Annotated in this window: 20 protein-coding genes and 1 pseudogene; 9 read left to right on the forward strand and 12 right to left on the reverse strand. The window is 45.0% G+C overall.

Annotated features, from left to right (window positions below):
- Positions 1–246: 246 nt before the first annotated feature.
- Entirely contained in the window at positions 247–2,349 is a 2,103-nt protein-coding gene (locus NSU14_RS20435; RefSeq protein ID WP_083705165.1) for a serine hydrolase, read from the reverse strand.
- A 161-nt stretch (positions 2,350–2,510) separates the two neighbouring features.
- Positions 2,511–2,930 carry a DUF1801 domain-containing protein gene (locus NSU14_RS20440; protein WP_076242763.1) on the reverse strand — a complete coding sequence of 140 codons (420 nt, stop codon included), beginning with the start codon at positions 2,928–2,930 and terminating at the stop codon, positions 2,511–2,513.
- A gap of 293 nt (positions 2,931–3,223) precedes the next feature.
- Here NSU14_RS20440 and NSU14_RS20445 point away from each other — a divergent pair, with 293 nt between their 5' ends.
- From NSU14_RS20445 to NSU14_RS20465, 5 genes are all read left to right on the forward strand, one after another.
- Entirely contained in the window at positions 3,224–4,417 is a 1,194-nt protein-coding gene (locus NSU14_RS20445) for a serine hydrolase domain-containing protein (RefSeq protein WP_076242762.1), read from the forward strand.
- A complete protein-coding gene (locus NSU14_RS20450; RefSeq protein WP_340947113.1) occupies positions 4,418–5,236 on the forward strand; it encodes an ABC transporter permease in 819 nt (272 codons plus the stop codon). It abuts the gene before it with no gap.
- Between the two features lie 28 nt (positions 5,237–5,264).
- Positions 5,265–6,047 carry an ABC transporter permease gene (locus NSU14_RS20455; RefSeq protein WP_042135468.1) on the forward strand — a complete coding sequence of 261 codons (783 nt, stop codon included), beginning with the start codon at positions 5,265–5,267 and terminating at the stop codon, positions 6,045–6,047.
- Positions 6,044–7,039 (forward strand): ABC transporter ATP-binding protein, encoded by a 996-nt coding sequence (locus tag NSU14_RS20460; RefSeq protein ID WP_042135467.1) that lies wholly within the window; start codon positions 6,044–6,046, stop codon positions 7,037–7,039. The genes NSU14_RS20455 and NSU14_RS20460 overlap by 4 nt, the downstream gene beginning before the upstream one ends.
- Before the next feature lie 357 nt (positions 7,040–7,396).
- A complete protein-coding gene (locus NSU14_RS20465; RefSeq protein WP_052421764.1) occupies positions 7,397–8,539 on the forward strand; it encodes an asparaginase in 1,143 nt (380 codons plus the stop codon).
- A gap of 80 nt (positions 8,540–8,619) precedes the next feature.
- Here NSU14_RS20465 and NSU14_RS20470 read toward each other — a convergent pair whose 3' ends face one another.
- On the reverse strand, positions 8,620–14,214 hold the full coding sequence (locus tag NSU14_RS20470; protein WP_340947119.1) for an Ig-like domain-containing protein: 5,595 nt from the start codon (positions 14,212–14,214) through the stop codon (positions 8,620–8,622).
- 286 nt (positions 14,215–14,500) lie between these two features.
- Between NSU14_RS20470 and NSU14_RS36020 the strand changes: the two genes are divergently transcribed.
- Positions 14,501–14,638, forward strand: a complete 138-nt coding sequence (locus NSU14_RS36020; protein WP_445669825.1) for a putative holin-like toxin — start codon at positions 14,501–14,503, stop codon at positions 14,636–14,638.
- Positions 14,639–14,785: 147 nt separating this feature from the next.
- On the opposite strand, the gene NSU14_RS20475 is transcribed toward NSU14_RS36020, so the two are convergent.
- Complete coding sequence (locus NSU14_RS20475; RefSeq protein WP_340947122.1) at positions 14,786–15,070, reverse strand: hypothetical protein; 285 nt, start codon at positions 15,068–15,070, stop codon at positions 14,786–14,788.
- A gap of 124 nt (positions 15,071–15,194) precedes the next feature.
- Here NSU14_RS20475 and NSU14_RS20480 point away from each other — a divergent pair, with 124 nt between their 5' ends.
- From NSU14_RS20480 to NSU14_RS20490, 3 genes and pseudogenes are all read left to right on the forward strand, one after another.
- Positions 15,195–15,758 carry a hypothetical protein gene (locus tag NSU14_RS20480; RefSeq protein WP_042135460.1) on the forward strand — a complete coding sequence of 188 codons (564 nt, stop codon included), beginning with the start codon at positions 15,195–15,197 and terminating at the stop codon, positions 15,756–15,758.
- Positions 15,759–15,810: 52 nt separating this feature from the next.
- Entirely contained in the window at positions 15,811–17,139 is a 1,329-nt protein-coding gene (locus NSU14_RS20485; RefSeq protein WP_340947125.1) for a TerD family protein, read from the forward strand.
- Positions 17,140–17,520: 381 nt separating this feature from the next.
- Positions 17,521–17,739: pseudogene (locus NSU14_RS20490) on the forward strand (transcriptional regulator); the annotation flags it as partial.
- A gap of 338 nt (positions 17,740–18,077) precedes the next feature.
- Here NSU14_RS20490 and NSU14_RS20495 read toward each other — a convergent pair.
- The 8 genes from NSU14_RS20495 to NSU14_RS20530 all read right to left on the reverse strand — a co-directional run bounded on the left by NSU14_RS20495 (position 18,078) and on the right by NSU14_RS20530 (position 26,708).
- Positions 18,078–18,533, reverse strand: coding sequence for a DoxX family protein (locus NSU14_RS20495; RefSeq protein ID WP_340947128.1), 456 nt, complete (start codon positions 18,531–18,533; stop codon positions 18,078–18,080).
- 20 nt (positions 18,534–18,553) lie between these two features.
- Complete coding sequence (locus tag NSU14_RS20500) at positions 18,554–19,147, reverse strand: TetR/AcrR family transcriptional regulator (RefSeq protein ID WP_039305056.1); 594 nt, start codon at positions 19,145–19,147, stop codon at positions 18,554–18,556.
- A gap of 163 nt (positions 19,148–19,310) precedes the next feature.
- Complete coding sequence (locus NSU14_RS20505) at positions 19,311–19,859, reverse strand: GNAT family N-acetyltransferase (RefSeq protein ID WP_340947132.1); 549 nt, start codon at positions 19,857–19,859, stop codon at positions 19,311–19,313.
- Between the two features lie 195 nt (positions 19,860–20,054).
- Positions 20,055–20,429, reverse strand: coding sequence for a hypothetical protein (locus NSU14_RS20510; RefSeq protein WP_340947134.1), 375 nt, complete (start codon positions 20,427–20,429; stop codon positions 20,055–20,057).
- A 1,038-nt stretch (positions 20,430–21,467) separates the two neighbouring features.
- Positions 21,468–23,105, reverse strand: coding sequence for an Eco57I restriction-modification methylase domain-containing protein (locus tag NSU14_RS20515; protein ID WP_340947137.1), 1,638 nt, complete (start codon positions 23,103–23,105; stop codon positions 21,468–21,470).
- Positions 23,095–23,628 (reverse strand): HNH endonuclease, encoded by a 534-nt coding sequence (locus tag NSU14_RS20520; RefSeq protein WP_340947140.1) that lies wholly within the window; start codon positions 23,626–23,628, stop codon positions 23,095–23,097. Before NSU14_RS20520 ends, NSU14_RS20515 begins: the two co-directional genes overlap by 11 nt.
- Positions 23,629–23,698: 70 nt before the next feature.
- Positions 23,699–24,322, reverse strand: a complete 624-nt coding sequence (locus tag NSU14_RS20525; RefSeq protein WP_340947142.1) for a hypothetical protein — start codon at positions 24,320–24,322, stop codon at positions 23,699–23,701.
- Positions 24,315–26,708, reverse strand: a complete 2,394-nt coding sequence (locus tag NSU14_RS20530) for an ATP-binding protein (protein ID WP_340947145.1) — start codon at positions 26,706–26,708, stop codon at positions 24,315–24,317. Before NSU14_RS20530 ends, NSU14_RS20525 begins: the two co-directional genes overlap by 8 nt.
- Positions 26,709–27,000: the final 292 nt, after the last annotated feature.

The following is a 27,000-nucleotide window of genomic DNA, read 5'->3' on the forward strand; positions in this document are numbered from 1 at the left end:
TTCATTCTCAGGTTTTTATTTATCAAACGTCCTCCAGGCTAAATTCAACTCTGCACTCCCCTATTGCACAGGACAAATTTCTGATGAGGGTAATTAAATTCTTCCACCATTACAGAAAAATAATAGCCAGAATGGCATTGTCGCATGGAATAATAAGAAATACCATTACAAAGTTAACAGGCAATGTGAAAATTACCTGCAGCACAAAAAAAGAGCGAATGAATCGCCCCTTCTCCCTGTATGTTCTTATTGCGGAAGCAGCATGCGGAACAGCAGAGCCGCCATCTCCTGTTTGCTCAGCGCACGTAGTGAACCGTAGTCAGACATGCCGTCCGACTCCGTAACCTCCGGTCCATGCAGCTTCCAGCTAACGATTGAACGGACAGCATCGGCAGCCCACTTCGACGTACCCGGTGCAAGCCCGGCGGTAGAACCCGGTACCCTGATCCCCGTTGCTATAAGCAGGCGGTAGACGATTGCTGCCGCTTCTTCGCGCAGAATCGGACGGTCCGGCTCGAACAACCCGTTGCCGGTTCCATTCAGCATGCCAGCCTCGACCGCAGCTTGAATATCCTGTTGGTATGGTGAATTACCGGTGTCCTTGAATAAGGACGGATTCGATGACTCCGGGATGCTCCATATCGTATTAAACGTATGGATGAACGCTCCGCGGGTAACTTTTTGCTCAGGCTCAAACGGCTCCGAAAGCTCCTCTGTCAAGAAGCCCAGTGACCGCAGGCTCAGAATATAGCCGGCATACGGATGATTGGCCGGCACATCCGGAAATCCGGCTGGATTCTCCGGGAGTTTGGACGCATAGCTATATAGATTGGAGTATTTCATATAGAGGATATGGCCCTCATTATCCGCTTTGAAGGCCAGCGGATTCCCCTCCTCATCCACGAACAGCAGCTCGCCAATCTGCTTCAACTGATGACGGCTGAGCACATCACTCACCGTTAGGGTACCGTCTGCGTTTGCTTGAACTTTCGTCAGCAGCTTAATTCTTAGATCGGAGTACAAGCCCTCGAACCTGGCCAGTTCCTCCGCAGCCTGCACCTGATACCCATTCGGTTCATACGGCGATTGTCCCCCTGCATAATAGTGATTCATAAATGCGGTGAACAGATCATTACGCAAATCCTGATTGGTATTGTATGATACGAACACTCCAGTATGCCGGTCAGGCAGAATCCACAGCAAAGAGCTGTAACCTAGAATGTCTCCGCCTTTGGAGATCACCTTCTCCCCTTTCGTCCGGGCCGGGATTACAGGTGATTCAAAGCCATAGGTCGTATCCGGCAGATCGGGATGAATAACCATCCGGTAGGAAGACATCGCCTTAACCGATTCCCCGGACAGGATTACCGTACCGTCAGCAGCCTTGCCGCCATTCAGAAAAGCTTCCATGAATAGCGCCATATCAGATGCGGTTGATAACATGCTGCCTTCAGGCCACTCCGCCGGAGAGAAGCCGTATAGCGGTATAGCGCCGCCCTCCCCGTCATAGGAAGGCACGAGCCGGTATGCCAATTCAGGAGTTACACGGAAGCTGCTTGAATTCATGCCAAGCGGCTTAAACAGATGGTTCTCCACATAGCTCCCGAAGGATTCTCCGCTTACCTGCTGCACGATATAACCCTGTAGTCTGGAAGCGAAATTATCGTACATGTAAGAGGCTCCCGGCTCGCGGACCACAGGAGGAAAGACATCATAGATGCTATCCTTTAAAGAAACCGGCTTACGGGAAGTGTCGTACAGATAGCTGGCGTCGGCAGGTTCGCGTACTTCAAAACCTGTCGTATGCGTCAACAGATGTTCCACCGTTACCGGAGTATCATAAGGACTCGTTAGCGTGTAGCCGTCCAGGTATTTTTCAATATTGTCCTGAAGTGAGATCTTCCCTTGATCGGCCAGCTGCATAATGGCAGCTGCAGTGAACACCTTGGACACGGAGCCGATCCGGAACGTATCCCTGCTTGCATCTACCCCTGACTTCGCTGATTTGCCGGTTACCCCATATCCCTTCGAGATGAGGGTTTCCCCGTCCTGAACGACTGAGACCGCAGCAGCTCCGGCTTTCGCCTTAATATCCGCTCTGGCAAAAAAACCATCCAGAAACGCCTCGACTTCCTTCGCATCATGGGGGCCATTCTGTACATCTGCAGCGGATGCGCGGCTGAGTTCGGCATGCAGTTCGATAGAGGCTGGACTCACTGAAGATTCCGGCTGCTGAGCATAGGCACTTCCCACATTAACACAACCCAGTATAAGCAGAGCGCTTAGAATGCCGGACTTGATACGGGTGTTATCCCTTTTGTTATTCCTTTTGATATTACCTTGTTTCAACTGCAGCCTCTCCCTAATGTCCTTAAATTTGGAGTTCCAAAGGGCGGAGTGAAGTGTCCGTTCCAGCCAACTCCTTCATTGTAGGGGTTCGGGTAAGCACTGTCGTGCGATTCACCTGCTAATTAAGAGGTCTCATGTGACATTGCTGTCACTTGCAGGCTTCAAGCTCCGTAAGTCTCTCTTAAGAACTTCACAGATTGCTGAATGAATTCCTTCAGGACAACGGCATCAATATCGTCCAGCTTATTTACGTATATACAGGCTTTGCCCGCTGTATGCTTCCCCAGCCTCTGCAGCAGCTCTTCCCGCTGGGTATCACCCGCTGCAAAGTATAGGCTGATCTTCGCTTTTCTCGGCGAGAAGCCTACCAGCGGTGCATCCCCTTCATGCCCTGTCGCATACTTGTAGTGGTACGTTCCGAAACCAATAATGCTCGGGCCCCACATTTTCGCCGGATAACCCGTAGTTTCGCTGAAAATATCTAATAATTTATAAGCATCCTCACGTTTCCCCGGACTCTCTATTTGTTCAATAAACTGGGTGACGCTCTGCTCAGTCTCTTTCGTTTTCTGCTCGTACATAGGTGATTCACTCCTTTAATATATGTTCAACACGAACATTCCCCGCCATCCTGTCTCTCCCTGTTAATTTCCCACCACTATATCACATTCTTGTTATTCCATAACAGCAGCTCACTAAGTCAAGTTTGGTTATAAACAAACTCCCCATTGCAACATCCAATCCCTGGAATATACTTAGACGTATCGTGCCAGTAGCCATTGCCATCCTGATTGGCATGTGCTTGTCACAGTGAAAGCGCTTAGATATTTATTTGAGCCATACACGGCACTACTAAATTTTAAGGAGGCATATTATGCTGCACACTCTTGGTAATACCGACTGCTCACCGGCAGAGGTAGGTTATGACGCTTCACGAATCGGTGTTTTGCACAGCCATTTCCAGAATCTGATCGATGACAAGAAGATCCAGGCTGCCTCTTACTGCGTATCCAGATACGGCAAAACATTCATGCACGGTGCCATAGGCCCCCGCTCGTACCGTGAGGACCGGACGGAACCGCTTTTACCGGCAACGGTCCATAATATCGCATCCATTACCAAAGCCATTACCTCAGTAGCCATTGCTAAGCTTGTGGAGGACGGATTCATCCGCTTGGACATTCCTGTCGGGACGATTCTGGAGCCCTTTAACGTAGAGCCATTCAGCAAAATCGATATCTACAGCCTGCTGACCCATACCTCGGGCCTGTTTCCCGACTGTGCCGGCAGCATGATCCCCTACCATAAGTCTTACTGGCAGCTGATCGAAGAGTACTTCGACAAGTATAATCCTGAGGACGGTAAGCCCGACTGGATTTCAGCTGCACTGAGCTGCGGGGTTAATAAAAAGGTTGGCGAGGAGTGGCAATATTGCTCATTCGGCTTCTGTATCCTCGGTGAGATTATTAAGAAAATCACTGGCGTTACCGCCGAGCAGTACATAGAGGAGCAGATTCTGAAGCCGCTCGGAATGAAGGATACGATGTGGGAACCGACTCCGGAGCTGGCTGCACGCTTCATTATAAGAAACGAAAGAAAAGAAAAGCGGCTCCATGACCTGATCCATGGTACTCAGCCAGAGCTCTCTCCGGCAGAAAAGCTGTGGGAGACGGTGTCCAGTACCGGCGGAGGCCTGGTCTCTACACCCGCCGATCTTATCTTGTTCGCCAATATGCTGCTGGGCATGGGCACGCTGGGCGATACCCGGATTGTGGGCCGCAAGGCCGTCGAGAAGCTCACCACCCGCACCCTCTATGGCGTGCCCGATTACTGCTGGGGTAACAATGTCAAAGACCGGAGCTACGGGATTGGACTGGATATGAGACAAGGTCCTGCCTTCCTCTACTCTGAGGGCAGTTACTTCCATGAAGGTGCAGGTGCCTGCTGCATGGCTATCGACCCTGCAGAGCAGCTTGCTGCGGTATGGTTCGTGCCTTTCACTGACGATAACTGGTATGCGGAAGGGCTGTTCAATGTAACCAATATTATCTGGTCAGGACTGATCTAAATGAACCGCCTTAAGCATAACTGGCTTGTTTGCCGCTCGGTAGCGGAGGTGACCTATAAAGAGTGGAGTGCCTACCGCACCCATTCCCTGGTTTCCGTTATCGTCGGCCCTGTATATTTCATGGTGCAATATTTCATCTGGACAGCGGTATATGGCGGGCAAGCTACATTGGGGGGAATGGATCTCCACCAGATGATCCGCTATTTCGGGGCAACGGCGCTGATCGGTTATCTGATTATGGATTTTGCCGACTGGAACCTGTCCATGCTCGTGCGCACCGGCAAGTTTCTGACCTTTCATCTGCGGCCGGTTCATCACCGTTCCTTCGCCTTGTTCCAGAAGCTCGGGCACCGCTTCCTGGGCTTCCTGTTTGAATTTGTGCCCTGCCTTTTCATTTTTATTATTATATTCGGAATCGATATGCGGCCGGCAAGCCTCCCGTGGACACTATTGTCTGTGCTGCTTGCCTTTCTGATGAATTTCTATGTGAACTATACGATTGGCCTGACTTCATTCTGGCTAGTGCAGTCGGGCGGAATCCGCAGCGCGTTCATGCTGGTGTCGGCTATTTTCTCAGGGGCGCTCATTCCGCTCGCCTTCTTCCCGCACTGGCTGCAGGTCATCCAGTTCTTCCTGCCGTTCCAATACATCGCCTACATGCCGGCAATGGTGTTCACCGGGTATTATTCGCTCGGCGGCCTGGAGCTGTCCATTCCGCAGGCGGTAGGACTGCAGGCCGTGGCAGTGCTGATTACTTTTGGACTTAACGAGGTTATCCGCCGCCAGGCCATGAAGCAATTCACGGCTGTCGGCGCGTGAATGCCCTGATGAAAGGACAATTCTCAACATGAAACGGTATCTGGAAGTGTATAAGCAGTGTATGTACTCCGCTGTTCAATCGGCTGCGGCCTACCGGATGAACTTCATCGTCAGCAGCCTGATCACGCTGGCCGGCAACATTCTCTTTCCGCTGGTGACCCTGCTGATCTACAGGGCAGGCACCAGCTTTCCGGGCTGGAGCCTGTATGAAGTACTGCTGATCCAGTCTGTGTTCACCATGTCCAGCGGCCTCTCCAGCCTTGTCTTCGGCGGGGTTCTCTGGACAACCATGTCGCATGTTCGCGAGGGCAGCTTCGAGGTGATTCTGCTTAAACCGCTGAACCCGCTGTTTTTCATTGTGGCCACGACATTTTCTACCGAAAGTATCGGCCTGTTCCTGGGCGGTGTGGCGCTGTTCATCTTCTCAGCCCTGCATGTAGGCGCGATTTCTGCGCTCGCTTGGCTGCAGTTCGCCGGCATGTTCATCGCCGGGACAGCTGTCCTGGCCGGATTATCTCTGATGATGGCCGCGATGTCCTTCAAATGGGTAGGCAATTCGCGAATTTCCGAGCTTGCGGACAGCGTGCTGCAGGTCGGCAAATATCCGCTGCCGATATTCCCTCAGGCTGTTCAGGCCGTAGCCACGATGATCATTCCAGTGGGAATGGTAGGCTTCCTCCCGGCGTCCGCTTTACTGGGACGGGTGCAAGCGAGCGATTTCGCGGCGATTGTGCCCTGCTTTTTATTTATGGCAGCAGCCGTATGGGTATACCGGCATATGATCAGATTGTACGAGGGGGTAGGCGGATGAAGCCGGTTATTGATGTGAAGCATTTGACCAAGACATATACAACCTATAGGCGTGGCGCAGGCATGGGGCAGACCTTCAGGAGCTTATTCCAGCGTGAAGAAGTCCTAGTTCAGGCCGTAAGCGATATCAGCTTCTCCATTGCGCAAGGTGAAATCTGCGGCATTCTGGGGCCCAACGGGGCGGGCAAATCCACCGCTATCAAAATGCTCTGCGGCGCGCTCTACCCCACAAGTGGAGAAATTCAGGTACTGGGTTATTCGCCTGCCCGGGACAGGAAGCGTTATGTCGGCCAAATCGGGGCCGTCTTCGGCCAGAAATCCCAGCTGATCTGGGATATTCCGCCGATCGACAGCTTCAACATGAACAAAGCCATCTACGGGATTACCACTAAGGATTACAACAACCGATTGGAAGAACTGACCGGGCTGCTGGATATAGCTTCTGTGATCGAAAAGCCCACCCGGGTGCTATCCCTCGGTGAACGCATGAAATGCGAATTCGTCATGGCGATGCTGCATGGACCGGACATCCTGTTTCTGGACGAGCCGACTATTGGCCTGGATGTAATCGCCAAGGTCAAGATCCGCGAATTCATCCGCCAGATGAATCAGAAACAGAATATGACCTGTATCCTGACGACCCATGATCTTGAGGACGTGGAAGAGCTTGCCCACCGGGTGATTGTCATTAACCATGGGGAGAAGGTGTTTGATGATTCGCTTCAACGGCTGAAGCTTTTCCTGGGGGAGAAGAAACAGGTTAGTTTTACTTTTGTAGAATCTGCACAGGGCACTGACTTCGACAACACCTACACCAAGGTCATCGAACGGCCGTCTGACTTTCAGATTACGCTTGAGGTGGATACAGCACGGATTTCTATCAGTGACTTCATCGAAAATATCTCCCGGAAGCACCAGTTCTCCGACATCTCCGTCAAGGAACTGCCGATCCAGCAGGTGGTCATGAATATCTATGAGAATGCGAAAGCTTAATGTACAAAAGCAGAATGGGCCGTCACAGGGATGTGATCGGCCCATTCTGTTGTATTCGGGACAACCTCTTACTTCACAGCAGCCAGCTCGGACGCCAGCTTCTCGGCCCCGTCCCGACCGCAATGAACTTTGCGAAGCCCGCTCATGACATCCACGCTGGCACCGGCAACAGGTTATCGGAGCCAAATATACTTATCGTGTTATATATAGTAACATTGAAATTAATTTATTTAATATTTATACATGATTAATGCATAATTATTGATTTATTTTACATAAAAGTAAAAATATCATTTTGACATTTATGATTTATGTCATATATAATTACATTGAATTTAAAATAAAAGGAGGTCACTTATGAATTTTATTCACAAAAGAAGTCTACGTCTCTTCACCGCCCTACTTGTTCTCTTCACCATGTTGTCATTCCCTTCCATCACGAAGGCCGCCGAAGTCAGCGTACCCGGGAAAATTATTCCTAATGTCGTAGTGGTAGGCGTCGGCGGAACGATCACCTCCACTTCGCCTTCCAGAGAACTGTTTCAGACTTACGGCACACCCAAGGTACCGATTAATGATATTATCCAAAGATTACAGCCCGAGCTATCCAAAGTAGCTAATGTCACCAGCACTGAGCTTAGCAACATCAGTTCGGCGCAAACCACCTCCAAGGACTTATATAACCTCACGATCGCTATCGATAAGGAACTGGCCAATCCGGCTGTTAATGCAGTAGTTGTTACTACCGGCACCAACATCATGGAAGAGCTGGCCTACTGGACCGATCTCACCGTCCGCAGTCCAAAGCCCGTTATCTTCACAGGATCCATGAGACAATCCAATACTATCTCCTTCGACGGGGAAGCCAATCTGCTGAATGCTATCCGGCTGGCAGCAAGTCAAAAAACAGCCTATTATGGCACTGTTTTGATGATGAACGATGAATTTTTCGCCGCAAGAGAAGTCACCAAGACAGATGCCCTGCGTCTGGATACCTTTGACGGGGGCCGGTACGGCGCTCTGGGAACGGTAGACGAGAACCGGATTCGTGCCGTTCGTGCTCCAGCCCGCGTCAAGGATGCCGGAACGGATAAGTGGAAAACTCCATTTGATCTCAGCACGATCCAGCCAGAGGACCTGGCTAAGGTTGACGTTGTATACAGCTACACGGAAGCCTCCGCAACCCCCATCACTGCCTTGGCCGATGAAGGGGTTAAAGGGATTGTAACTGCGGGTCACGGTGCCGGCGGTATCTCCACCGCGCAGCAAGCCGCCCGCACAGCGGCAATCGAGAAGGGCGTTTTGTTCGTCAGCGCGACTCGCGCGGGCTCAGGGGCGGTATATGACACTGGAGCCAAAGGAATCATAGGCGCAGGCGACCTGCTCCCGCAGAAAGCGAGAATCCTGCTTCAGCTCGGCCTCACCTTCTCCAAGGATCAGGAACAGATCCGTCAGTGGTTCTCTTCGATCGGCATGCCGGATTTCGATATGAGCAAATAGTCGCCGGCAGTCTAAACGAATTTGCAAAAAACAGCCCTCCCCCCGTCAGAAGACGGAAGGAAGGGCTGTTTTTGTAGTGATTATTCTGCTGTGTGATCCACCGATGCCGCTTGGATATTGCTAAATGCCCAATACTGCGCAGGGACGTCGGACCATTGTGGTGCCGCGCTTGTCAGCGGCGTGATGCCCAGGGCACGGTTGACGATGGTTACGGCCTCCGCTCGGGTTAACGTTTGGTTCGGACGGAAGGTTCCATCTTCGTAACCGGTGATCATGCCCGCTTTGGCCGTCGTTTCAACGGCTGCCTGTGCCCAGTGGCCGGCAATATCGCTGAAGCTGACTGCATTCCCCTGACCGTTAGTAACCAGACGGGACAGAATGGTCGCCATTTCGGCTCTGGTGATCGTTTGGTTTGGTTTGAAGCTTCCGTCAGCGTAACCTTTCATAATACCGCTGCTGCTCACCAGATTAATTGCATTTGTTGCCCAGTGGCCGGCAGCAAGATCTGTGTATGCAACGCCGGAAGTACTGGCTGACGGGTTGAAGGTACGGGCAATGATGCTGGCAACTTCTGCACGGGTAATGCTCTTGCCCGGCTGGAAGGTGCCGTCAGCGTAACCCGTCATATAAGCCTTCACTTGTACCGCAGGATCTTGCGCAAGAACAACTGTAAATGTACTGAATTTATTGACATTAAATTGAATTCCGGACTTGCCGGTTTGGCCGAAGGGTACAATTTCGCCCTTAACCAGTTCTTTGGTGCCGTCGCTATGCTCAATGAAGACCGCCAGTGCCTTCAGCTGTTCTGCAGTTAACGAAGTGTTGTTAATCGGCAGCACCAGCGTCACCGGACGGCTCTGCAGATTGGTATCAATCGTTACCGGACGGCCTACCAGCGTCACCGCCCCACCGCCGGACAGACTTTGAACCTGTGCTTTTGCACGCGCTTCAGCATCTGCACTCTGCTGCTGCGTTTTTAAGGGTACCAGGTTGAAATAAATATCTGTACCAAACCCAACCAGAGAGCTTCCCGGCACCTTCACTTCCGCATTAACCGTGAAGATGTCCAGACTGATTTGATTATCGGCAAACGCCTTGCTTGAAGCGGCTGGAATAGTCATTCTAGTTTCCGCAACCTCATCATTGGCATCAGGAACGATGATTCTGGCAATATTGGAGCCAGCCGCCTTAAGCTCATTAATCGCTCTGAGCGCTTGATCCAATGCGAACGTAATAACATCACTTTTCACACCATTTGCATCCTTCGTACGGCTAACGACAACGGAGGATACATTGGAGCCTTGGGTTGAGCCGTTTTCAACGTTTAGATTAATGGTTTCGGTCTGCGTGCTTGGTGTTGCTACAGGTGCCGCTCCTCCGGAACCTCCAGAACCCGATGCCGGAGGATCTGTTGGCGTGACGGGTACAGGAACGGTTGAGAAGTTCCAGACGGTTTTATCCGCAATCCCCGCAAAGCTGTTCCCTGACTCATCAGTAAATGCACCCGGGTGAATCAATACATAATAGCTGCCGCCCTGCTTCAATATACCGCCTGTATTAATGCTGACGGTAGCATTCGTAACGGAGACAAGCGCCTGATTACCCGCTTTAATCGTCGTTACGATCATATCATCCGCCGCATTCACAATATCAATATTGGCATCCCCGGCTAATACATTCTCGTTAAAGGTCAATGAGAGCGCAGCGGATGTGGATACTTGGGTTGCATTGTCTGCCGGACTATAAGCTGTCACCAGCGGCGCTGCTGTATCAGGCCCGCTGGCTGTTACAAACCGCCAGGCTGTGATGCCTGCAATACCGGCAAAGCTGTTGCCTGCATTATCTCTAAATGCGCCTTCTGTAATCCGGACAAAGTAGCTTGTACCATGCTCCAGATTGTCAGCCGGATTAATAGTTACAACATTATTCTGAATCGTTACGATGTCTGATGCGACGGGAATCGTCACTATCGGATGAATCTCATCTGTACTTTTGAAAATCTCAATGCTGCCTTCCGCTTTCTTTACATTCTCGCTGAAGGTAAGAACCAGATTAGCGCCAAGTGCTACTTCCGTTGCCCAAGGCTCCGGTGAATACGTGCTCACCGTTGGTGAGGTTCTATCTGGTACACCGGTTGTTGTAAAGTTCCATACTCCGCTGTCGTTGATGCCAGCATAGCTGTTGCCTGAAGTATCTTTGAACGTCCCGGTTCCAATCCGTACATAGTAACTTGTACTATACTTCAGATCGTCAGCCGGATTAATCGTCACTACATGATTCTGGGTGGTTACATTTCCGGAAGCAGCGGGAATTGTAGCTACCGGTGCATTATTGGCACTATTGTAGATCACAATGTTGCCTTCTCCCGCCGTTACATTCTCGCTGAAGGTAAGGATAAGATTGGCATCAATCCCCACTTCCGTTGCCCCAGGCTCAGGTGAAAACACGGTTACTGTTGGCGATGTCGTATCTGGTGCAGCAGCTGTTGTAAACTGCCAGGTTGTGCTGTCAGAGATGCCTGCAAAGTAGTTGCCCGCTGTATCTGTGAATGCATCGTCCGTGATCTGAACAAAGTAACTGGTACCATACTCCAGATTGTCAGCCGGATTAACCGTCACTACATCATTCAGGATGGTCAGGTCACTGGCGGAAATCGTAGCTACCGCCTTGTCAGACGCACTGTTGTAGATCACAATGCTGCCTTCACCCGCCGATACATTCTCGCTGAAAGTAAGCACAAGATTGGTCTCAACCCCTACACCTGTTGCACCGTTAGCAGGTAAATACGCGCTTATGGTTGGTGCAGCCGTATCCGGTTCACCGGTTGTTGTAAACCGCCAGGTTGTGCTGTTCGCGATGCCGGCATAATTGTTGCCGGCCGTATCTTTGAATGCCCCGGACCCGATCTTCACAAAGTAGCTTGTGCTGTAGTCCAGCTTATCCTCCGGATTGATCGTTACCACGTTGCCTTGGACCGTTACAATTTCGGAAGTGACAGGAATGGTCACAGCCGGGGTAATGCTATTCGCACTGTTATAAATCTCAATGCTTCCTTCACCTTTCGTTACATTCTCACTGAAGGTAAGGGTCAGGTTCGCGCCAGTGGCAACCTCCGTTGCTCTATCCTCAGGCGAATAAGAGCTCACCACCGGTGGTGTAGTATCCGGCGCCTCTTCTGTTGTAAACTGCCAGGTCCCGCTGTCCGTGATTCCGGCATAATAGTTGCCTGCCGGATCAATGAATGAACCAGCTCCAATATTCACAAAGTAGCTTGTATTGTATTTCAACGGGAAAAACGGATCAATAGTAATCACGCTGCCATCGATCGCTACGTTATTAGAAGAGATCGGAATAATCTGCACCGGTACATCGCTATCCGTACTTTCGTAAATCTCAATGTTGCCGCTCTCCTTCGTTACATCCTCGCTGAATGTAAGCGTCAGATCCGCGTCAATGGCTACTCCCGTTTTTCCCTTATCAGGAGAATAAGCAGTTACAATTGGAGCTGTTTCATCCAGCACGGCTACTGTCGTAAAGCTCCAGGCATCACCTTCAATCGCTACATTCCCAATTTCACTCTCGTTGTAGAACGTATCGCTGTCAATTGTGACTGCATATTTAGTCCCTTTATCCAAATCCTTTTTGGGATTAACCGTTACAGTATTATTCTGTACGGTTACCCTGATGCTGTCGTCCACCGGGATGGTTTCAAACGGAGCTGACAGATCCGAAGCTTTGTAAATGTTAATATTTCCACTGGCTGCTGTCACCTTCTGATTGAAAGTCAGAACCAGCTCAGCATCGGTTGGTATATCTTTCTCAGCATTCTCTGGAGACTGACTTATAACCCGCGGAATGTTGAGAACCGGATAGGACACAATCATCACGCCGGGGTCACCGACTGCGATAAAACGATCTTGCCCGGCAATAAACCCGATGCCGTTAAGTTTTTTAGTCGTGCCTGTAGTCTCAGGGTGCCAAGTCTGGCTTGGATCAGCGGTGTAGTAGACATTCCCGCTGTCTCCCGCTGCCATAAATACGCCGCTTCCGGATGCAACTCCATTCAGATTCACTTGGCCGTCAATGGTTCTGGCCGACCATCTTGAGCTATCCGCAGAGATTACGACCGTTCCGGACGCGCCGACCGCCACGAATAAACCGCTGCCGTAGCTGATGCCGTTCAACAATTTACCGTTCGTTTTGGAATCTTCCGATTTCCACTCCGCTCCATTGGAAGAAGTTACGATGGTACCGCCAGCACCTACAGCCACGTATTTGCCGTTGCCATAGGTAACAGCATTTAAGTGATTCACGGTCTTACTGTCGGAGATCCTCGCCCAGTTGACTCCGTCTGAAGACACTACAATTTTCCCGCTATTGCCTACTGCAACAAAAAGGCCGCTGCCGTAAACAATACTATTAAGTGTAATAGCGTCCACTGAGGTTCCGGCTGTCCAACTAGTACCGTTGTTGCTGGAGGTCAGGATTTGGCCGTTCGAGCCGACCGTTACGAACTTGCTGTTGCCATAAGCAATGCCGTTAATAGCATTAGTAGTGCCGCTAGCAACCTTCGACCAGACCTTACCGTCGGTGGAAGTGCCGATCAATCCATCCGTACCAACGGTAATATAGGTATTATTGGCGTAGGTTACCGTCTTCAGTGCACTGGAGGTGGGGGAGCTGAATTTTTCCCAGCTGCTCGTTCCGCCAGTACTTGCTGTCGCGAAAAATACAGTACCCTCTGAGCTAACTATAAAATAACCAAAATCGGTAGCCTTGATTTTCATCAGATTATCCGTAGCTCCGGCTACTGAAACTGAACTGCTCCAACCGCTCGTTCCGGTGGCTGAATATATCAGTTTGCCTGCATCGCCGGCAATGAAAAATCTGTTGTTTCTGTAAGATACACTATTGAAATCCGACTTAATGCTATTCGTTCCCTTTGTCCATGTGCCCAAAGCGTTCGGGGCGCTTAGGATCTCACCTGCAGCTCCGGCCGCAACAAATACATTGCCGCCATAGCTGATGCCGTTCAAATCATTAGTAGAACCGGAAGTCTGCGGCGTCCAGGCCAGCCCATCCGAAGAGTTAATAATTTTCCCGCCATCGCCAACAGCTACAAACTTGCTGTCACCATAAGCAATAGCGTTCAGATTCACACTAACGCCTGAGGTTGAAGCAGCCCAAGTGACGCCGCCATCGCTAGACGTAATTATTTTGCCTGAATCGCCGACTGCGACTAATCTGCTGCCGCTGTAAACAACTGCATTCAAGTTTTCAGATATATTTTCAGATATGCCTGTAGTCTGAGTGGTCCAGGAAGCACCATCTGTTGACGTTATGACGGTTCCCTTGTCGCCTACAGCAACAAATTTGGCGTTAGCCCCTGAGCCTATATTTATAATATCGTTCAAGTCATTAACTACCCCTGAATTACGGATCGCCCAGGTCGTGTAGTTGCTGAACGTACCCACGCTTCCTCCTTCACCTACCACAACGACTGTATTTGCGCCTATAGTTACTCCCATTACTTTGTTGCCGCTTGGCAGCGGGCTTAGGTTCTCCCAGCTTACCGGAGCTGTATTCTCCGTACCTGCAGATGCGGGCAATGCTCCTGTCACAAATAAACTGATTACGAGTAACAACGAGAAATACTTCTTCAATCCCCTGCTCATTAACAATGTATCGCTCCCCCTTATTCATTCATCATTTTCCGTCCGCTGTATAGCAAGCTTTGCTGCAGTTTGTATACGCTCCCTTAGCTCCCGCATTCTCCCTTCATCTTGCTTATCCGCGGACAAAAAACAATTAAATCTAACTAGAAATTTTCATATCTGCGGTCCATTCTATCAGACAGCTCTAAACAAACTCTTAACAATTCTCGACAAAAAACGCCTCACCAGGTCCTACATGGGGGAAATCTCTCGAAAAAGCGAAAAAAAACTCTCCTCCCCGAAAAAAATGTCTAAAACAAAAAAACGCAAGGAGCTTTCGCTCACATGCGCTTCAGGAACATTTGTATTCTCCGTATACCTAACTCTGATGATCATGTTCGGCATGTTCATTATTGCATTGCTCAACTACCTCAAAAAGAAATAGACCGCCTTAGTCCAAAGGATGCGGTCTATTTCTGCCCGTAGCACCTAAAAGCCTCCGCCCTTAAAAGCGGCTATTGCTCAGAGAGTCGTGTTGACGTTTTCAGTACAAAACCTACAATGAGGATTTCGCGGACTACATGCCGGCAGGTTATTCATCTTCGTCCTTATATTCTTCTTCGTCTCCGAACTTCGTCTTCTCACCGATATCGGCAAACAGCTCGTAGCCATTTTCAGAGCGTGTCCAGTTTTTGATATTATCATAGAAACCAAAGGCGTGATCCAGATCAAAATCAAAGGCTTCAATCGAAATTTCCGCCAGAGCATACAATGAGTCTTCGGCAGCAATGACTATATTACGGAAAGGCCGTCCACGAACCGCACCGTTCCTGTCGCTTAAAGTTATTTTAAAGGCTATGCCTTCATTATTCTTCATCGTTCATCACCTCACTACTAAACTACTAAATCTGATATAAATAATCAACCGTGCTCTCCCAAGATTCCCCATCTTCTGCTATGCTAATAGAAATCCCAATAAGAAGCAGGAGGCACGAACTTGAATGGATGCATTTCAATATGAGCTTACTTCAGAGACTACAATTAATCTGAAATATGAGTATGGAGGCGAGTACTTCACGTTCAGCCTGTACCGGGATGACAGAGGCTGGGTGCTTCACCCCTTTGACGGCATTCTGCTGAGGAATCCGGCAATGTGCTCTCTTGTCGCCCAAGAGCTGTTCAAGCACAAGCCTTTTCAGGTCATGCTGGCAAAAGAGGGAATTCTTTTCACCGATATACGTTCCACTGTTAACCTCGATAATGTGAACACTCCGGTTGCCGCGCGCAATGAGCGGGAGTCCTACGATAACCCGGCTGATGACCTGATGGAATTTGTTCAGCAGCACTCGGTGGAAGAGGTCATTGATTACGAATGTAGTCTCGTCGAGAACCGCATCTCCTTTTATAGAGAAATCCTGCAGCGGATGTTCATGGACAATCTGGGCCCCTCGGATCCGGAATTCCAAAAGGTGCAGGATATTGTACGTATCTACGAACATTCTTTAGATAAGCTATCCAGTCTGAATGGTCCGAACCTCGATGCCGGAAGACGCGGCAGATTCTAAGCTCCTTCACGTATTCATTCAATTCTACTAATCTTATGAAAGGCTGGTTCCAATGACCGCTCAGCTGATAAAGGGACAAAAATGCAACTTAACAAAAGATACGCCTCTCCTTACCCGTATCATCGTCGGAATGGGCTGGCACAATACGGGCTCTGCGGTTGAGGTTGATTTTTCCGCCTTTTTGCTTACGCCATCCCAGAGCGTCTCAAAAGATGAGGACCTAATTTTTTATGGCAACCCTTCTACTCCGGACCAATCTGTATGTGTATTGCAGTCTGATAAAAAAGCCTACGCAGGGTTAACCGACAACACACAAATCGCTGTCAGTCTCAGTCAGATTCCCGCAGAATACGAGCGGATTGCATTTGCACTAACGATCTATGAGGCTGAGAAGCGGCAGCACAGCTTCTCGCTGCTGGACGATGCATATTTACGGATCATCAACGCTGCTGATGGAACTGAGCTTCTCCGCTACAGGCTGGGTAAAGCGTTCACTGTAGAGACCGCGATTGTCGCCGGAGAAATCTACAGATACCAGAATGAATGGAAATTCAGCGCAGTGGGTTCCGGATATGCAGGCGGTTTAGCTGCCCTATGCCAAAGTTATGGGATTTGGGTCAATGACATTCTGCCGTCTGTTCAGCCCGCCAGCCGGGTCGTTCAGCCGCAGCAGTCTCCCCTTATTCTCCCTGAGCTGAGGTCACGGCCTAAACCGGCGGGTAATTTGCCTCCTTCTTCACCAGCTTCACCTCCAGCATCGCCAGCAGCACCGCCAGCCCCTCCATTAAATCCGGGTACCCTCCTGCTCAAGAAACGCGGGGAGCGGATCAATCTGCAGAAAGGGGCAGGATCACTAGGCGAGATTCTGATTAACCTGAACTGGGTGCAGACCCAATCATCCGGCTGGTTCGGCAGCAAAGGTATCGATCTTGATCTCGGTTGTCTGTTTGAATTAAAAAACGGGCTTAAGGGCTCTGTCCAGGCACTCGGTGAGTCCTTCGGCAGCTTGAACAGGCCGCCCTACATTTCCCTGGACGGGGATGACCGCACCGGATCGATCGCCACAGGTGAGAATCTGCGGATTAACGGCCATTATCTTTCCGAGATCAGCCGGATTGTTGTCTTTGCCTTTATCTATGAGGGAATCACGAACTGGTCGCAGGCTGACGCCCGTGTGACTATCAGGCAGCAGAACGGGCCTGAGATCGAGGTCCGGCTGGATGAGCACAACAATAATAAGGGAATGTGTGCCATCGCCATGATTCGTAATCAGCAGGACGAGACCTTCAGCGTGGAGCGGCTCGTAGAATATTTCGCCGGACACGAGGAATTAGATCAGCACTATAACTGGAATCTGAGATGGGAAGCCGGGAGCAAATAGAGGGGCTCGGTTGCGGACCAGAGAGTTCTTATTTCCTTGAAAAACCCTGTTTCGTATTTCTTACGGACACAGATGTACTTATTTGCAGATATTCGGGTGAAATATTGCCAGATGCCATGGGATAAGTACCGTATGGTCCGTTAGCTCGGCAAAATATGCTGATTATCAAAAAGGCAATTCGATAATTCAGCTTACTACACACTCCTACGAAATAAATTGAATTCACTTTTCACTTCGCGTTATAATAGAAGACATAGGTTTTGAAGCACACGCCGCTTTTAATGCTCTCCCCCATCCGAGACTGATTTAAGGAAGAGGTGAGTATTAAGGCGGCTTTTTGGCGAGGGAAAATAGCGCTCAAGGAGGAGCACCGCGAAAAACAATCTTGAGAATGAAAGTAACCACTGGCGAAAGGAGTTACTCGGTAAAGGATTAGGCCATGGAACCGTTGAGTTCCTCCGCACAGTATGGTTTCTGGCAATCGGGAATCTGGATCATTTGTTTCCGGAATGGGAAGTGCGCGACTTCAATAACGGGTACCGACATTTGGATTTGGCTTATATGCCTGGAGGTGTAAAGGGCGGAATTGAGATTCAGGGCTAAGGACCTCATGCCAGAGATCTTGATGTTAGATTGGATATCGCAAGCGGCGGGCAGCAGCGTAATCGTGCCTATCAGCTAAGAGTTTAACTAAGTAACAGGGGTGGGCAGCATGCTAAATTGCCTGATAATTTGATCTGTTCTTATAACGATCTTTAGGGGAGGAATGGTTGCCTGGCGTCAAAACTAGGGAATGGTTTATAAATAATAGTGTTGTATGCAACAACAAATGGCACTATGTCGCTCCGGTCGTGGCAGGTAGAGGCGTGTGAGTGGGCGGGCAAGAGGTGCAGCAGCTTAATTTGTTGCTTGTAGCGGATGGCTGAGTGTTCCCCCCGCTAACCGGGTAGATAGAACACTGGGGAGGCAAGCAGTACTGCAGTGATAAATATGATCTGAATTCCTATGCGCACCGGCAATTTCGGCACAGGCTTGCCGCCGGTTGTCAACTTGTTGCGGGCGGCATAGATATTGGCGGGGAGCATTGCGATAAGAAGCAAAACGAGGCACACTGAAGCAGCTGGTGAGAAAGCGGGCAGAAGGATACCGATAGCTCCGGCAATTTCCAAGATCCCGGTAACCGTCACAATCCATTCTTTCTGCGGAAAAGCAGGCGGCACCATTCCTACCAAATCAGACCGCCGCCGCCCCCAATGAGCAGAAGCACCCATTAGGAGCATTATGGATACTGCCCCTTGAATGGAGGTATGCCAGTCATTCCAATAAGTCACGCCCAGGAAACCAACCACCCGAAACAGCAAAAAGGATAAGATGAGCGTTATAAAAGGAACCATTTCATAATCCTCCCTTAACTTTATTTTTTTAGAATTCCTGCCATAAAGTCCGATACCTCTTTCGCTGCAACAGACTTAGAGGATGGGCGCAGGGATGCCCGCACACGCAGACCCAGTGACAGCAGTACGAACAATTCCGCCGTCTCATCAGGGTTCACGTTTTCTTTGATCACCCCGTGCCTTTGACCCGTTGTAATCCACTGCCTGGAGACTGATACCGACCGCTCATGAAAATGCGCAAGGACTTCCGCTACCGCCGGTTCATTCTCCTTGCCCAGCAAGTATAGAAGAACCTTATTGGTCGCTTCATGGCTGTCTTCCAATCCTGCAAGGCTCCTGGAGATGGCCAGCATTGGCCCGTCGAATGTTTTGTTAAGGCTGCCTGCCACTTCTTCCTCAAAACGTTCATTCACAGCTTCAAGCCGCTCCTCCAGCACCCAGGCAAAAATCTCATCCTTACTCTTTACATAATGGAATATTGCACCCTTCGATAATTGCGATTGCTCCATGATATCCTTTAAGGTGATCGCATGGCAGCTTTTATCCCGCAACAATTCCTTGGTTGCATCCAGTAGTTGCCGGATGGTCTGCTTCCGGCGATCTGAGTTCTTCATGGCGATTCTCCTCCTTCGTTCTGCTTTGACTTTAATTTATCATGATTATACATACCGACCATCGGTTTGTAAACAGAAAAGGGGGCTCAGCTACCCGAGACAAATAAAAAAGAACAGCAGCTCTGCCGTTCTTGGGGATAATCAAGCCATTCTACTCTCAGGCCTAATCTGTATATCTCGCCATTATATATGTACTGTAATATTTGCCGTCTGACAGGATACGGTCCTTCTTCAGTATCCCTTCAACTTCAAAACCAAGGCTTTGGTACAAGCGGATAGCCTTCTCATTGGTTTCCAGAACGCCGCTTAGAATGATTTTGGTTATTCCGTTTGCGTCAGCCCAGGAAATGGACGCCTGCAAAAGGTTTGCGCCTACTCCGAAGCCCCAATATTGTTTCAAGACTCCTACCCCAAATTCCACCTTGTGCTTAAACCGCTGAAGATCATGTCCTTCACACCGGGAATAGCCAATGATTCTGCCGTCCGCTTCCGCAACCAGACATATATTCCGCGGATGGTTCGTATCCCTCTCAATAATTGTTTCAAATCCGGCTTCATCAATAAAAGCTTCTCCCGGCACCCGGTCCATATGCTCGGTCTCCCCGTCAACCTGAAGCCTTACCCCGGACAGAGACTTCGCATCTGCCTTAACTGCTGAACGGATCGTGTAGTTTAAACCTTTGACAAGGTATTCCTGATTATCAATGATCATGGAACTACTCCCTTCTTAAAGAATCATTGACTAGCCGCGAAGAGTACACTGCGTGGAAACTATCCTTGAGTAAAGGCTGGTGCACCCCAGCCCCTCTTCATCAAATCGCAATTTGAAAATGAATGGGCTATCCAATCGTGATCTATTCGTTAGTAATTTGTATCGTTTCATCGGTGATTGTTCTCCCATCGCTCCCTAATGCTTGGATGGCAATTCGATGATTAATGACATCCCAGATATATTCCAGGTTAGATTCCAACCATCTTCTCCATTTATATCGTAACCGACAAGTTCTCTCTCTCCCCAAGCTTCTGTGCCCGTTGGGACCGCCAAAAAAAGAATCGTTTCAACGTTTGTAGCATTTACGGAAACATCCAGTTCGCCGCTGTTCTTCGGAACTATGTACCAACTATCTTTTTTGGGGAAATTAGTTTCAACATTCGATATTCCAGGTGTAGTATCACCCGCCTGGGAAGAGATGCTCCCTTGATTTATAGAAAAGTCCCCGGAGGAACATGCTGTAAGAAGTATAGAGAACGCCATTAATGGGTAATACAGTTTTTTTATCATAGCCTTTTCCTTTCATAAATATTTAGATAGTATCATTACTATCATTAATACTATAGGAGTAAATACTAAAAAACGTCAAACATCATTCGTTTGGCGTTTCTCTTAATATTTCTATTAATAGTATCCGGTTTTAATTAATCCACTGCTCTTATTCGATAGTGAAGTAGTATCTTAAATTCGTGAAGTAGTTATACTCTGGAAAATTTTGCGCGATATATTGTGTTCCCCATTGATTAAGTCGTACCAATGTAACCTTGAGTACCAGCTCTATATTGAACATCAAAAACTACCATACCATGAAAATCCCTGACACTGCATCAACCGCAGTGTTTGTCGTGCATTGTCCGGAATTTGCGACATAGTTCTGGTTGTTCCCACTTGTCAGTTAAATGGGCGCCAATTTGTTGCAGGAAGTCTAGGATGAGTTACGTTATACCATGCATGTGACTTAGATGCTACTGCACCAGATTTTAGTGCTTCTGATTTCCATGATCTGTACCACTCATTTGGTGAGTCATTTTTAGCATAAGTATCAAACCCGATATTGATTAAGGTTCCCGAAGTAGTGAGATACAGCTTAAAAAGGTCGAAGGGGTACTTGTAACGCTTAGAGGCTGTATATTGCATAAATTGTTGGGCTCGAACCCTGGACAAATAGATTAAGAGTCTACTGGTCTCCAAAGTGTTTCATTATAAAACTAATCAATAGGCAAGACAATCATCTTAAACACTTCAAAATATAAAGAAAGTATTATTCAAATTCCTTAATAACTAAAAAGTATGATTTTTCAAAAAATTGGGTATCTTATTTAGCATATTTGAATAATAATTAAACAATCTATTTAACTAACGTTTAAAAACTTAATTTGATTGGAGATATTAAAATGCACTACGGAAGAGAAATCCTTAAAATCCTAAACACCACTTATGCTTTAAATACAAAAATTCTTGAAGAACAAAATACAGATTTGATGAGAAACAAACAGTTTTCTAATCTATTTGAAGCGTATTGGATATCAAACATCAAAATTAAAAATGCTATTGAGCTCCTTGAGATTCTTGAGAATGAGGAGTCATAATTTTCAATCTTCGAGTCATAAGAAGCTCACGCGCCTTGTCTAAAGATTTAATTTCATCTTTCGTAAATCCAAATCCTTTTTCAAGAATAATAAAATTTGTATATTCTAGTATTTCATTAAGTTCTACCTTAGTTCTGAACATGAAATCTAAATGATTAATTTCTTCTTCTTCAACTTCAACATAGGGCAATGGCAATTTTTTAAATTCATTAGGAGTTAGCTCTAACACTCCTCCTCCATAGAACCGTCCAAATAACTCCGTAAAAACCAATGTTAAAGAATTATAAAATGAGAATGTGAAAGATTTAGTTTCAAAGTTCTCTTTCATTGTAATTCTATAAGCTGTATCCGTAACACAAACATCTGCCTCATTAATTATAACTTTGGGATAATGATAAGATCTTTTAAAGAAGAAAGCTTCTGATTTCCATATCGAAGGAATCACAAACCATTTATGTCTATTTTTACATTTATATCTCTCGTGTATTTTTTTTTCTTTAAGTAACATTAAATATTCTTTTACCTCTGAAGAAAATTCATCTTCATCATTTTCAAATGCAATTAAATTAGTAGGGGTTCCTTTTCTTATAAGTTCTTGCAAATCATCAGAGGTAAATTTAATAGAATTTTGAATATATGAACTCTTCTTCACTATTGGTACCGCATACTCGTTTAACTTATATTTATTTAAAATATGTTCTCCAATAATAAAATCCTCATTAGCTGCAGTTACTATACCAGCGGATGACTTACAATAGCTGTTTATAGTTTGCACCCTATCTCTTAAATTATTTATTAATAGATTCAATTTTTTATCTAGCATTAATGATGTCCATTTATCTGTGCCGTTTTCAAATTCATTATTTATAATAGTGGTAAAATTATTATCCACTATATCATCCAAAGAATTTATATTATGGTAATGAAGACCTCGTTTATTAGACTTTTTAGAACCTATAAAAATTATAGTATCTTGTTCTATATTCTCAAAAATAATTTCGTTAAAGGTAAATATTTCAATACATTGGAAAAAAATAGACATTAATTCACGTATAGGTTCGGCATGTTTCACTTGTAGTAATTCAGCCGGTAAAACAAAACAAACAATTCCATCTTCTTTAACCATCTTTATAGATCTGACTAAAAAAGCTGTCCAGATATTCTTAATTTTTGCTGGAAAAATGCCCATGTCTTGCAAAATTTCATTACATATTTCGATTTGATTAGATGATAAAAAATTCTTTTTTATATAAGGTGGGTTACCAATAATAAAGTCATATTTTTTAAAATGATCTTTTTGAAAATCCAGAAAATCGTCATGATAATAGTTTATTTCATGCTTATCTAAACTTTCATTTAAAATATCAGGTATTTTTGATAATTCCGATTTATCAATCTCGACTAAAGACATACTAAGATTGTGTTTGGTATATAACGAAGACTTTCTTATAGACTCTACAAATACCCCATCACCACAACTCGGCTCAAGAACTGAAAGCGTATTATTGAAGCTATACTCTTTAATAAGATAATTAATAATAAAATCCGCTAATGCTGAAGGTGTATAATAGACACCATTTTGCTTTTTAATATTCATTTTTCAGTTTTTCCCCTAAAAGATAGTTCCAATAATCCTGAAATTCAATACTAAGTTCAAAATATGTATCTTTAATCTTAGCATACTTATCAGTGTCATTTTTATATTTGTCTAAGAGTGGTTTAATTCTTTCCAATTGAATTTTTATCCTTGTGATATTCCAGAGCACTCTGTGTCTAACTAAAAATAATTGAAGCTTATCATACATATATTCTGCTAACTCATTTGATGGTTTAATATTACCGTACTTATCCCTAGAAAAGAGTTCTTCGTATTCTTCACTGCAAGGATCAATATAACCAATATTATTAATATACGTTATTCTGTAATCTTCTGAGGGCCAATCATTGCTCTTAAACCTGTTACAAAAAGAGCAGGCATATACTAAATTACTATAATTATTCTCAAGATCAGCAAATTTTGATTTTGGTGCGAAATGATCTATATGATATGCACCTTCTCCACCAACCCAACCATCAAAATCATCACAGTATCCACATCTGTTGTTAAAATCTTTACTCAAATATTCTTTATATCCTCTGTAAACCTTATATTTTTTCTGACATGTACGAACAGGACGGTTGACCCGAAGCTTAATCATTCTTATCATCTCTCAATTCATCGATTAGTTCCTCAGACAACTGTATTAAACGATCAAGCCTAGCATCACTAGACACTTTTTTCATATCACTAGGCAAAGCTTCATACCCATTTGAATTTTTTTCAAGTATATCGTCTATTTCAATCAGCCGTTCCTCTTCTTTTGAGTTTAAGTTGGGATACTTCTTCGTTAAATTAATTAGCTCTTTTTTCAATAATTCAATTCTTTTTTCATAACTTTCTATCTTGGTATTTAGCTTATTTACAAAGAATTCTTTTTCTTTTGAAACAAATTTTTTATCCCTTATGTAATCAGGATCAAGCAATGTATTTTCTGCTTCTGATTCATGAGAAGTTAATATATAAGAAGGAAAATCTTTCATAGTACTCAATAACTCTCTAATTAGGTCAACCCCATTATAATGAACCTTCGATTGCGAACTATTGAGATTATAATCAATAACTACACCTGAAACTCTGGAAGTAATTATATCTTCTATCATCTCTCCAATATCAGCTTTCAATTCAATACCTAAAACTATAAAATCATCCATCATATTCACTTGAAATTGCCTTACCACATCTTCTTCATCGTCAATATATGCTATTCTATACATTATTCCCTACGACTCCTTCATCATTTCTTGTGGGAAATATTAGTTGTAACGAAAACCCTGGTCTTGATCTTACTATCTTCAAATAACCATTGTATTCTTCAACGGTAGATCTAATAATCCACATGCCTAACCCTGTTCCTATCTCCTTGCCAAGTTGATCTCTATTTGTGGTAAATAAAGGTTCGAAAATTTTATTAGGATCATCAATATCTCTTGAAAGACCTGGGCCTGAGTCGGTATAGTTTATGATTATTTCACTCTTTCCTTGTGTTAATTCTATATCAATACTTCTTTCATCTCCAGCATCCGGTCTTCTAAAGGCAGTTAATGAATTAGATATCAAATTGTTAAATATACTATCAAAATCAATTTCGAATATCCTTAGGTAACATTTCAATTTATCAAAAGAAGAGGGGACTTTTAACTTAACATTTTGGAATATAAAAACAGATTCCCATGTATGCTCAAACATTTCGAAATATTTGTATAATTCAATCTTTTTACGTGTTCTTTTATCAATTTTTATCGTATTTAAAGAAAACTCCAACCATTTTTTCAATCTTTCATCTTGTTTTTCCATATCATTTATAAGTACTAAAGGGTTCATGTAAGGTGGTAAATTCTTCAATTCATCTTCTTTTATTAATTTCATTATTATCTTCTTTAAATTCACATTTCTCTGGACGATGTTAGCACTCAAATTATTTAAATCATGAGCAAAAGAGGTCAATGTTAATCCCGTACTTGCTAAAGCTCTTAGTAATTGCAATTCATTTATTAGATCTTTATTTGTTTTTAATTGCGCTAGATAAGACTTAGCGAGTATAGTGACATTTTCTACACTTTTAGAATCTTTATTAATAAAGCTATTTAACCCTTCTTCGGAAATCCCATCATTAATTTTATTAACAATTTGTTGTGCAATTTTATTTGCTTGTTTTTTTTCACGTTCGTCAAAATTCTTAAGACTATGAAGCTTATCCATTGCTCTCATAACATATTGCCTATCATATTCAAACTCTTGAATTATCTTTTTCACTAAGTCCTTTAATGCGGTAAATGCAGTATTTTCTTGAAAGCCTTCACGACTAGATTTATCTTCAAAATTAATATTATCTAGTCTTGATATAGAAATACTCCCAGATACCTGGTTTGGTCTAACTCTCCAAGAGCCTGTTCTATGGCTAGGAGCAGCAGGACTTTTTGCAGCTCTTTCTCCAAGCATCAGCCAATCAAAAGAGCTACCTTCCATTTCACCATAAGGTCGGACTCTAAAATAGTCCCTATATACTTTTATGCCCGCGAAAATATCCATCCATTGTTCTCTTTTAGCGACATCAAAAGATCTATAGTAGAATTTCTTCCTGTCATTACTGGTATAACTTCTTTTCACAAAATAAAAAGTGAATTCAAAATTACCCAAACTATCCAAAACATCCTTATTGTATATTTTCTCATAATTAGGAAGAAGGATGTTCATAGAAGTTACTTTTTCGAACCAACCACTTTCAAAGGTCTTTAGAGTATATGGCTCTTTTTTCATTTCATCTAGATCAAATAAATCCATATCAATTATTTTTAGATCAAATTCATTTCTATGTATAGATATCTTGATAGTTTTATCAGAAAAAACTTTAGCTACAAGCTTATAATCGTAATCATAGTTCAGTAAAGAATTAATTAGTCCGTATTTCGTAGGGAATTCAGAACTTAATAAAAATAAAGCAAATTGAGATTGATCATCTGTCGGAACCAAAAATTCCATGTTTGTGTTAATTCTATCAACAAAATAATCACTCCAAGTATCTCTAACATTCTTAATTCTAATTATAGTTCCATTTTCAAAACTATGATCTTTTAATATACCTTTCCAAGATGGTTCATTTAAGATATTGCTTACCATATATTCAAAATCGAAATTCTCTTCACTTTCAATATTTGCATACACATTTTCTATAGTTATACCAATATTATCAAAATCATCCCAGTTCACACTCCAAAAATATGTTTTATCATTTCCCTCAGGCTTTGTTATCATCTCAGCCTTAGTGCCTAAACGATCTAAAGCAAACCTGCCGATACCTTTCGCCCCAGACTTAACACGTCCATCTTCTCTAATAAAATCTACCTCTTTATTATTTGTACCAATTGTCATCCAATAATCTTCAATGATTTTATTATCCATACCACTTCCATTATCTATTATGTATATAGAATTATCCTTGTCATTCTTAGAATTAAAATCAAAAAACACTATACAAGTAGAAGCCCCTGCATCATATGAGTTTTTAATTAATTCTATAATTGCTCCATCAGCATTACTAACATTTTCACGTCCAATAAGCCTAGCCGTTCTTGCTGATACCTTAAAAGGAATCTGGGCCATTTAGATCACTCCGATCAAAGATAATCTACCCTCATAAGCGAAATATATATATAAACTCAGTATAATATATGAATTCCATTTGAACATTTGAATAACAATTAAACAATGAAACTTATCAATTTCCAGAGGTATAATGTTTAACCTGAACTTCGAAAGTGAATTGAACAAATCCAGATAGGACAACGGATGAGCCCGCTATTTTCTTCACCATTTGGTGCATGTTGTTTTTAGCATGAAATCATTTAGTGTAGAGCGTGGGGATGATTTGTGGATGCTTACTTTCGAAATTCAG

Source organism: Paenibacillus sp. FSL R10-2771 (assembly GCF_038000205.1).
In the GTDB taxonomy this organism is placed as follows: Bacteria; Bacillota; Bacilli; order Paenibacillales; family Paenibacillaceae; genus Paenibacillus_AQ; species Paenibacillus_AQ phytohabitans.

Bases quoted from the DNA above. Each gene is read 5' to 3' on its own strand.
- NSU14_RS20505 (WP_340947132.1), bottom strand. From the start codon at position 19,859: ATGATCATTGATAATCAGGAATACCTTGTCAAAGGTTTAAACTACACG.
- NSU14_RS20500 (WP_039305056.1), bottom strand. From the start codon at position 19,147: ATGAAGAACTCAGATCGCCGGAAGCAGACCATCCGGCAACTACTGGAT.
- NSU14_RS20450 (WP_340947113.1), top strand. From the start codon at position 4,418: ATGAACCGCCTTAAGCATAACTGGCTTGTTTGCCGCTCGGTAGCGGAG.
- NSU14_RS20445 (WP_076242762.1), top strand. From the start codon at position 3,224: ATGCTGCACACTCTTGGTAATACCGACTGCTCACCGGCAGAGGTAGGT.
- NSU14_RS20495 (WP_340947128.1), bottom strand. From the start codon at position 18,533: ATGGTTCCTTTTATAACGCTCATCTTATCCTTTTTGCTGTTTCGGGTG.
- NSU14_RS20480 (WP_042135460.1), top strand. From the start codon at position 15,195: ATGGATGCATTTCAATATGAGCTTACTTCAGAGACTACAATTAATCTG.
- NSU14_RS20530 (WP_340947145.1), bottom strand. From the start codon at position 26,708: ATGGCCCAGATTCCTTTTAAGGTATCAGCAAGAACGGCTAGGCTTATT.
- NSU14_RS20510 (WP_340947134.1), bottom strand. From the start codon at position 20,429: ATGATAAAAAAACTGTATTACCCATTAATGGCGTTCTCTATACTTCTT.
- NSU14_RS20460 (WP_042135467.1), top strand. From the start codon at position 6,044: ATGAAGCCGGTTATTGATGTGAAGCATTTGACCAAGACATATACAACC.
- NSU14_RS20455 (WP_042135468.1), top strand. From the start codon at position 5,265: ATGAAACGGTATCTGGAAGTGTATAAGCAGTGTATGTACTCCGCTGTT.
- NSU14_RS20525 (WP_340947142.1), bottom strand. From the start codon at position 24,322: ATGTATAGAATAGCATATATTGACGATGAAGAAGATGTGGTAAGGCAA.
- NSU14_RS20465 (WP_052421764.1), top strand. From the start codon at position 7,397: ATGAATTTTATTCACAAAAGAAGTCTACGTCTCTTCACCGCCCTACTT.
- NSU14_RS20485 (WP_340947125.1), top strand. From the start codon at position 15,811: ATGACCGCTCAGCTGATAAAGGGACAAAAATGCAACTTAACAAAAGAT.
- NSU14_RS20440 (WP_076242763.1), bottom strand. From the start codon at position 2,930: ATGTACGAGCAGAAAACGAAAGAGACTGAGCAGAGCGTCACCCAGTTT.
- NSU14_RS20470 (WP_340947119.1), bottom strand. From the start codon at position 14,214: ATGAGCAGGGGATTGAAGAAGTATTTCTCGTTGTTACTCGTAATCAGT.
- NSU14_RS20515 (WP_340947137.1), bottom strand. From the start codon at position 23,105: ATGAATATTAAAAAGCAAAATGGTGTCTATTATACACCTTCAGCATTA.
- NSU14_RS20475 (WP_340947122.1), bottom strand. From the start codon at position 15,070: ATGAAGAATAATGAAGGCATAGCCTTTAAAATAACTTTAAGCGACAGG.
- NSU14_RS36020 (WP_445669825.1), top strand. From the start codon at position 14,501: ATGTCTAAAACAAAAAAACGCAAGGAGCTTTCGCTCACATGCGCTTCA.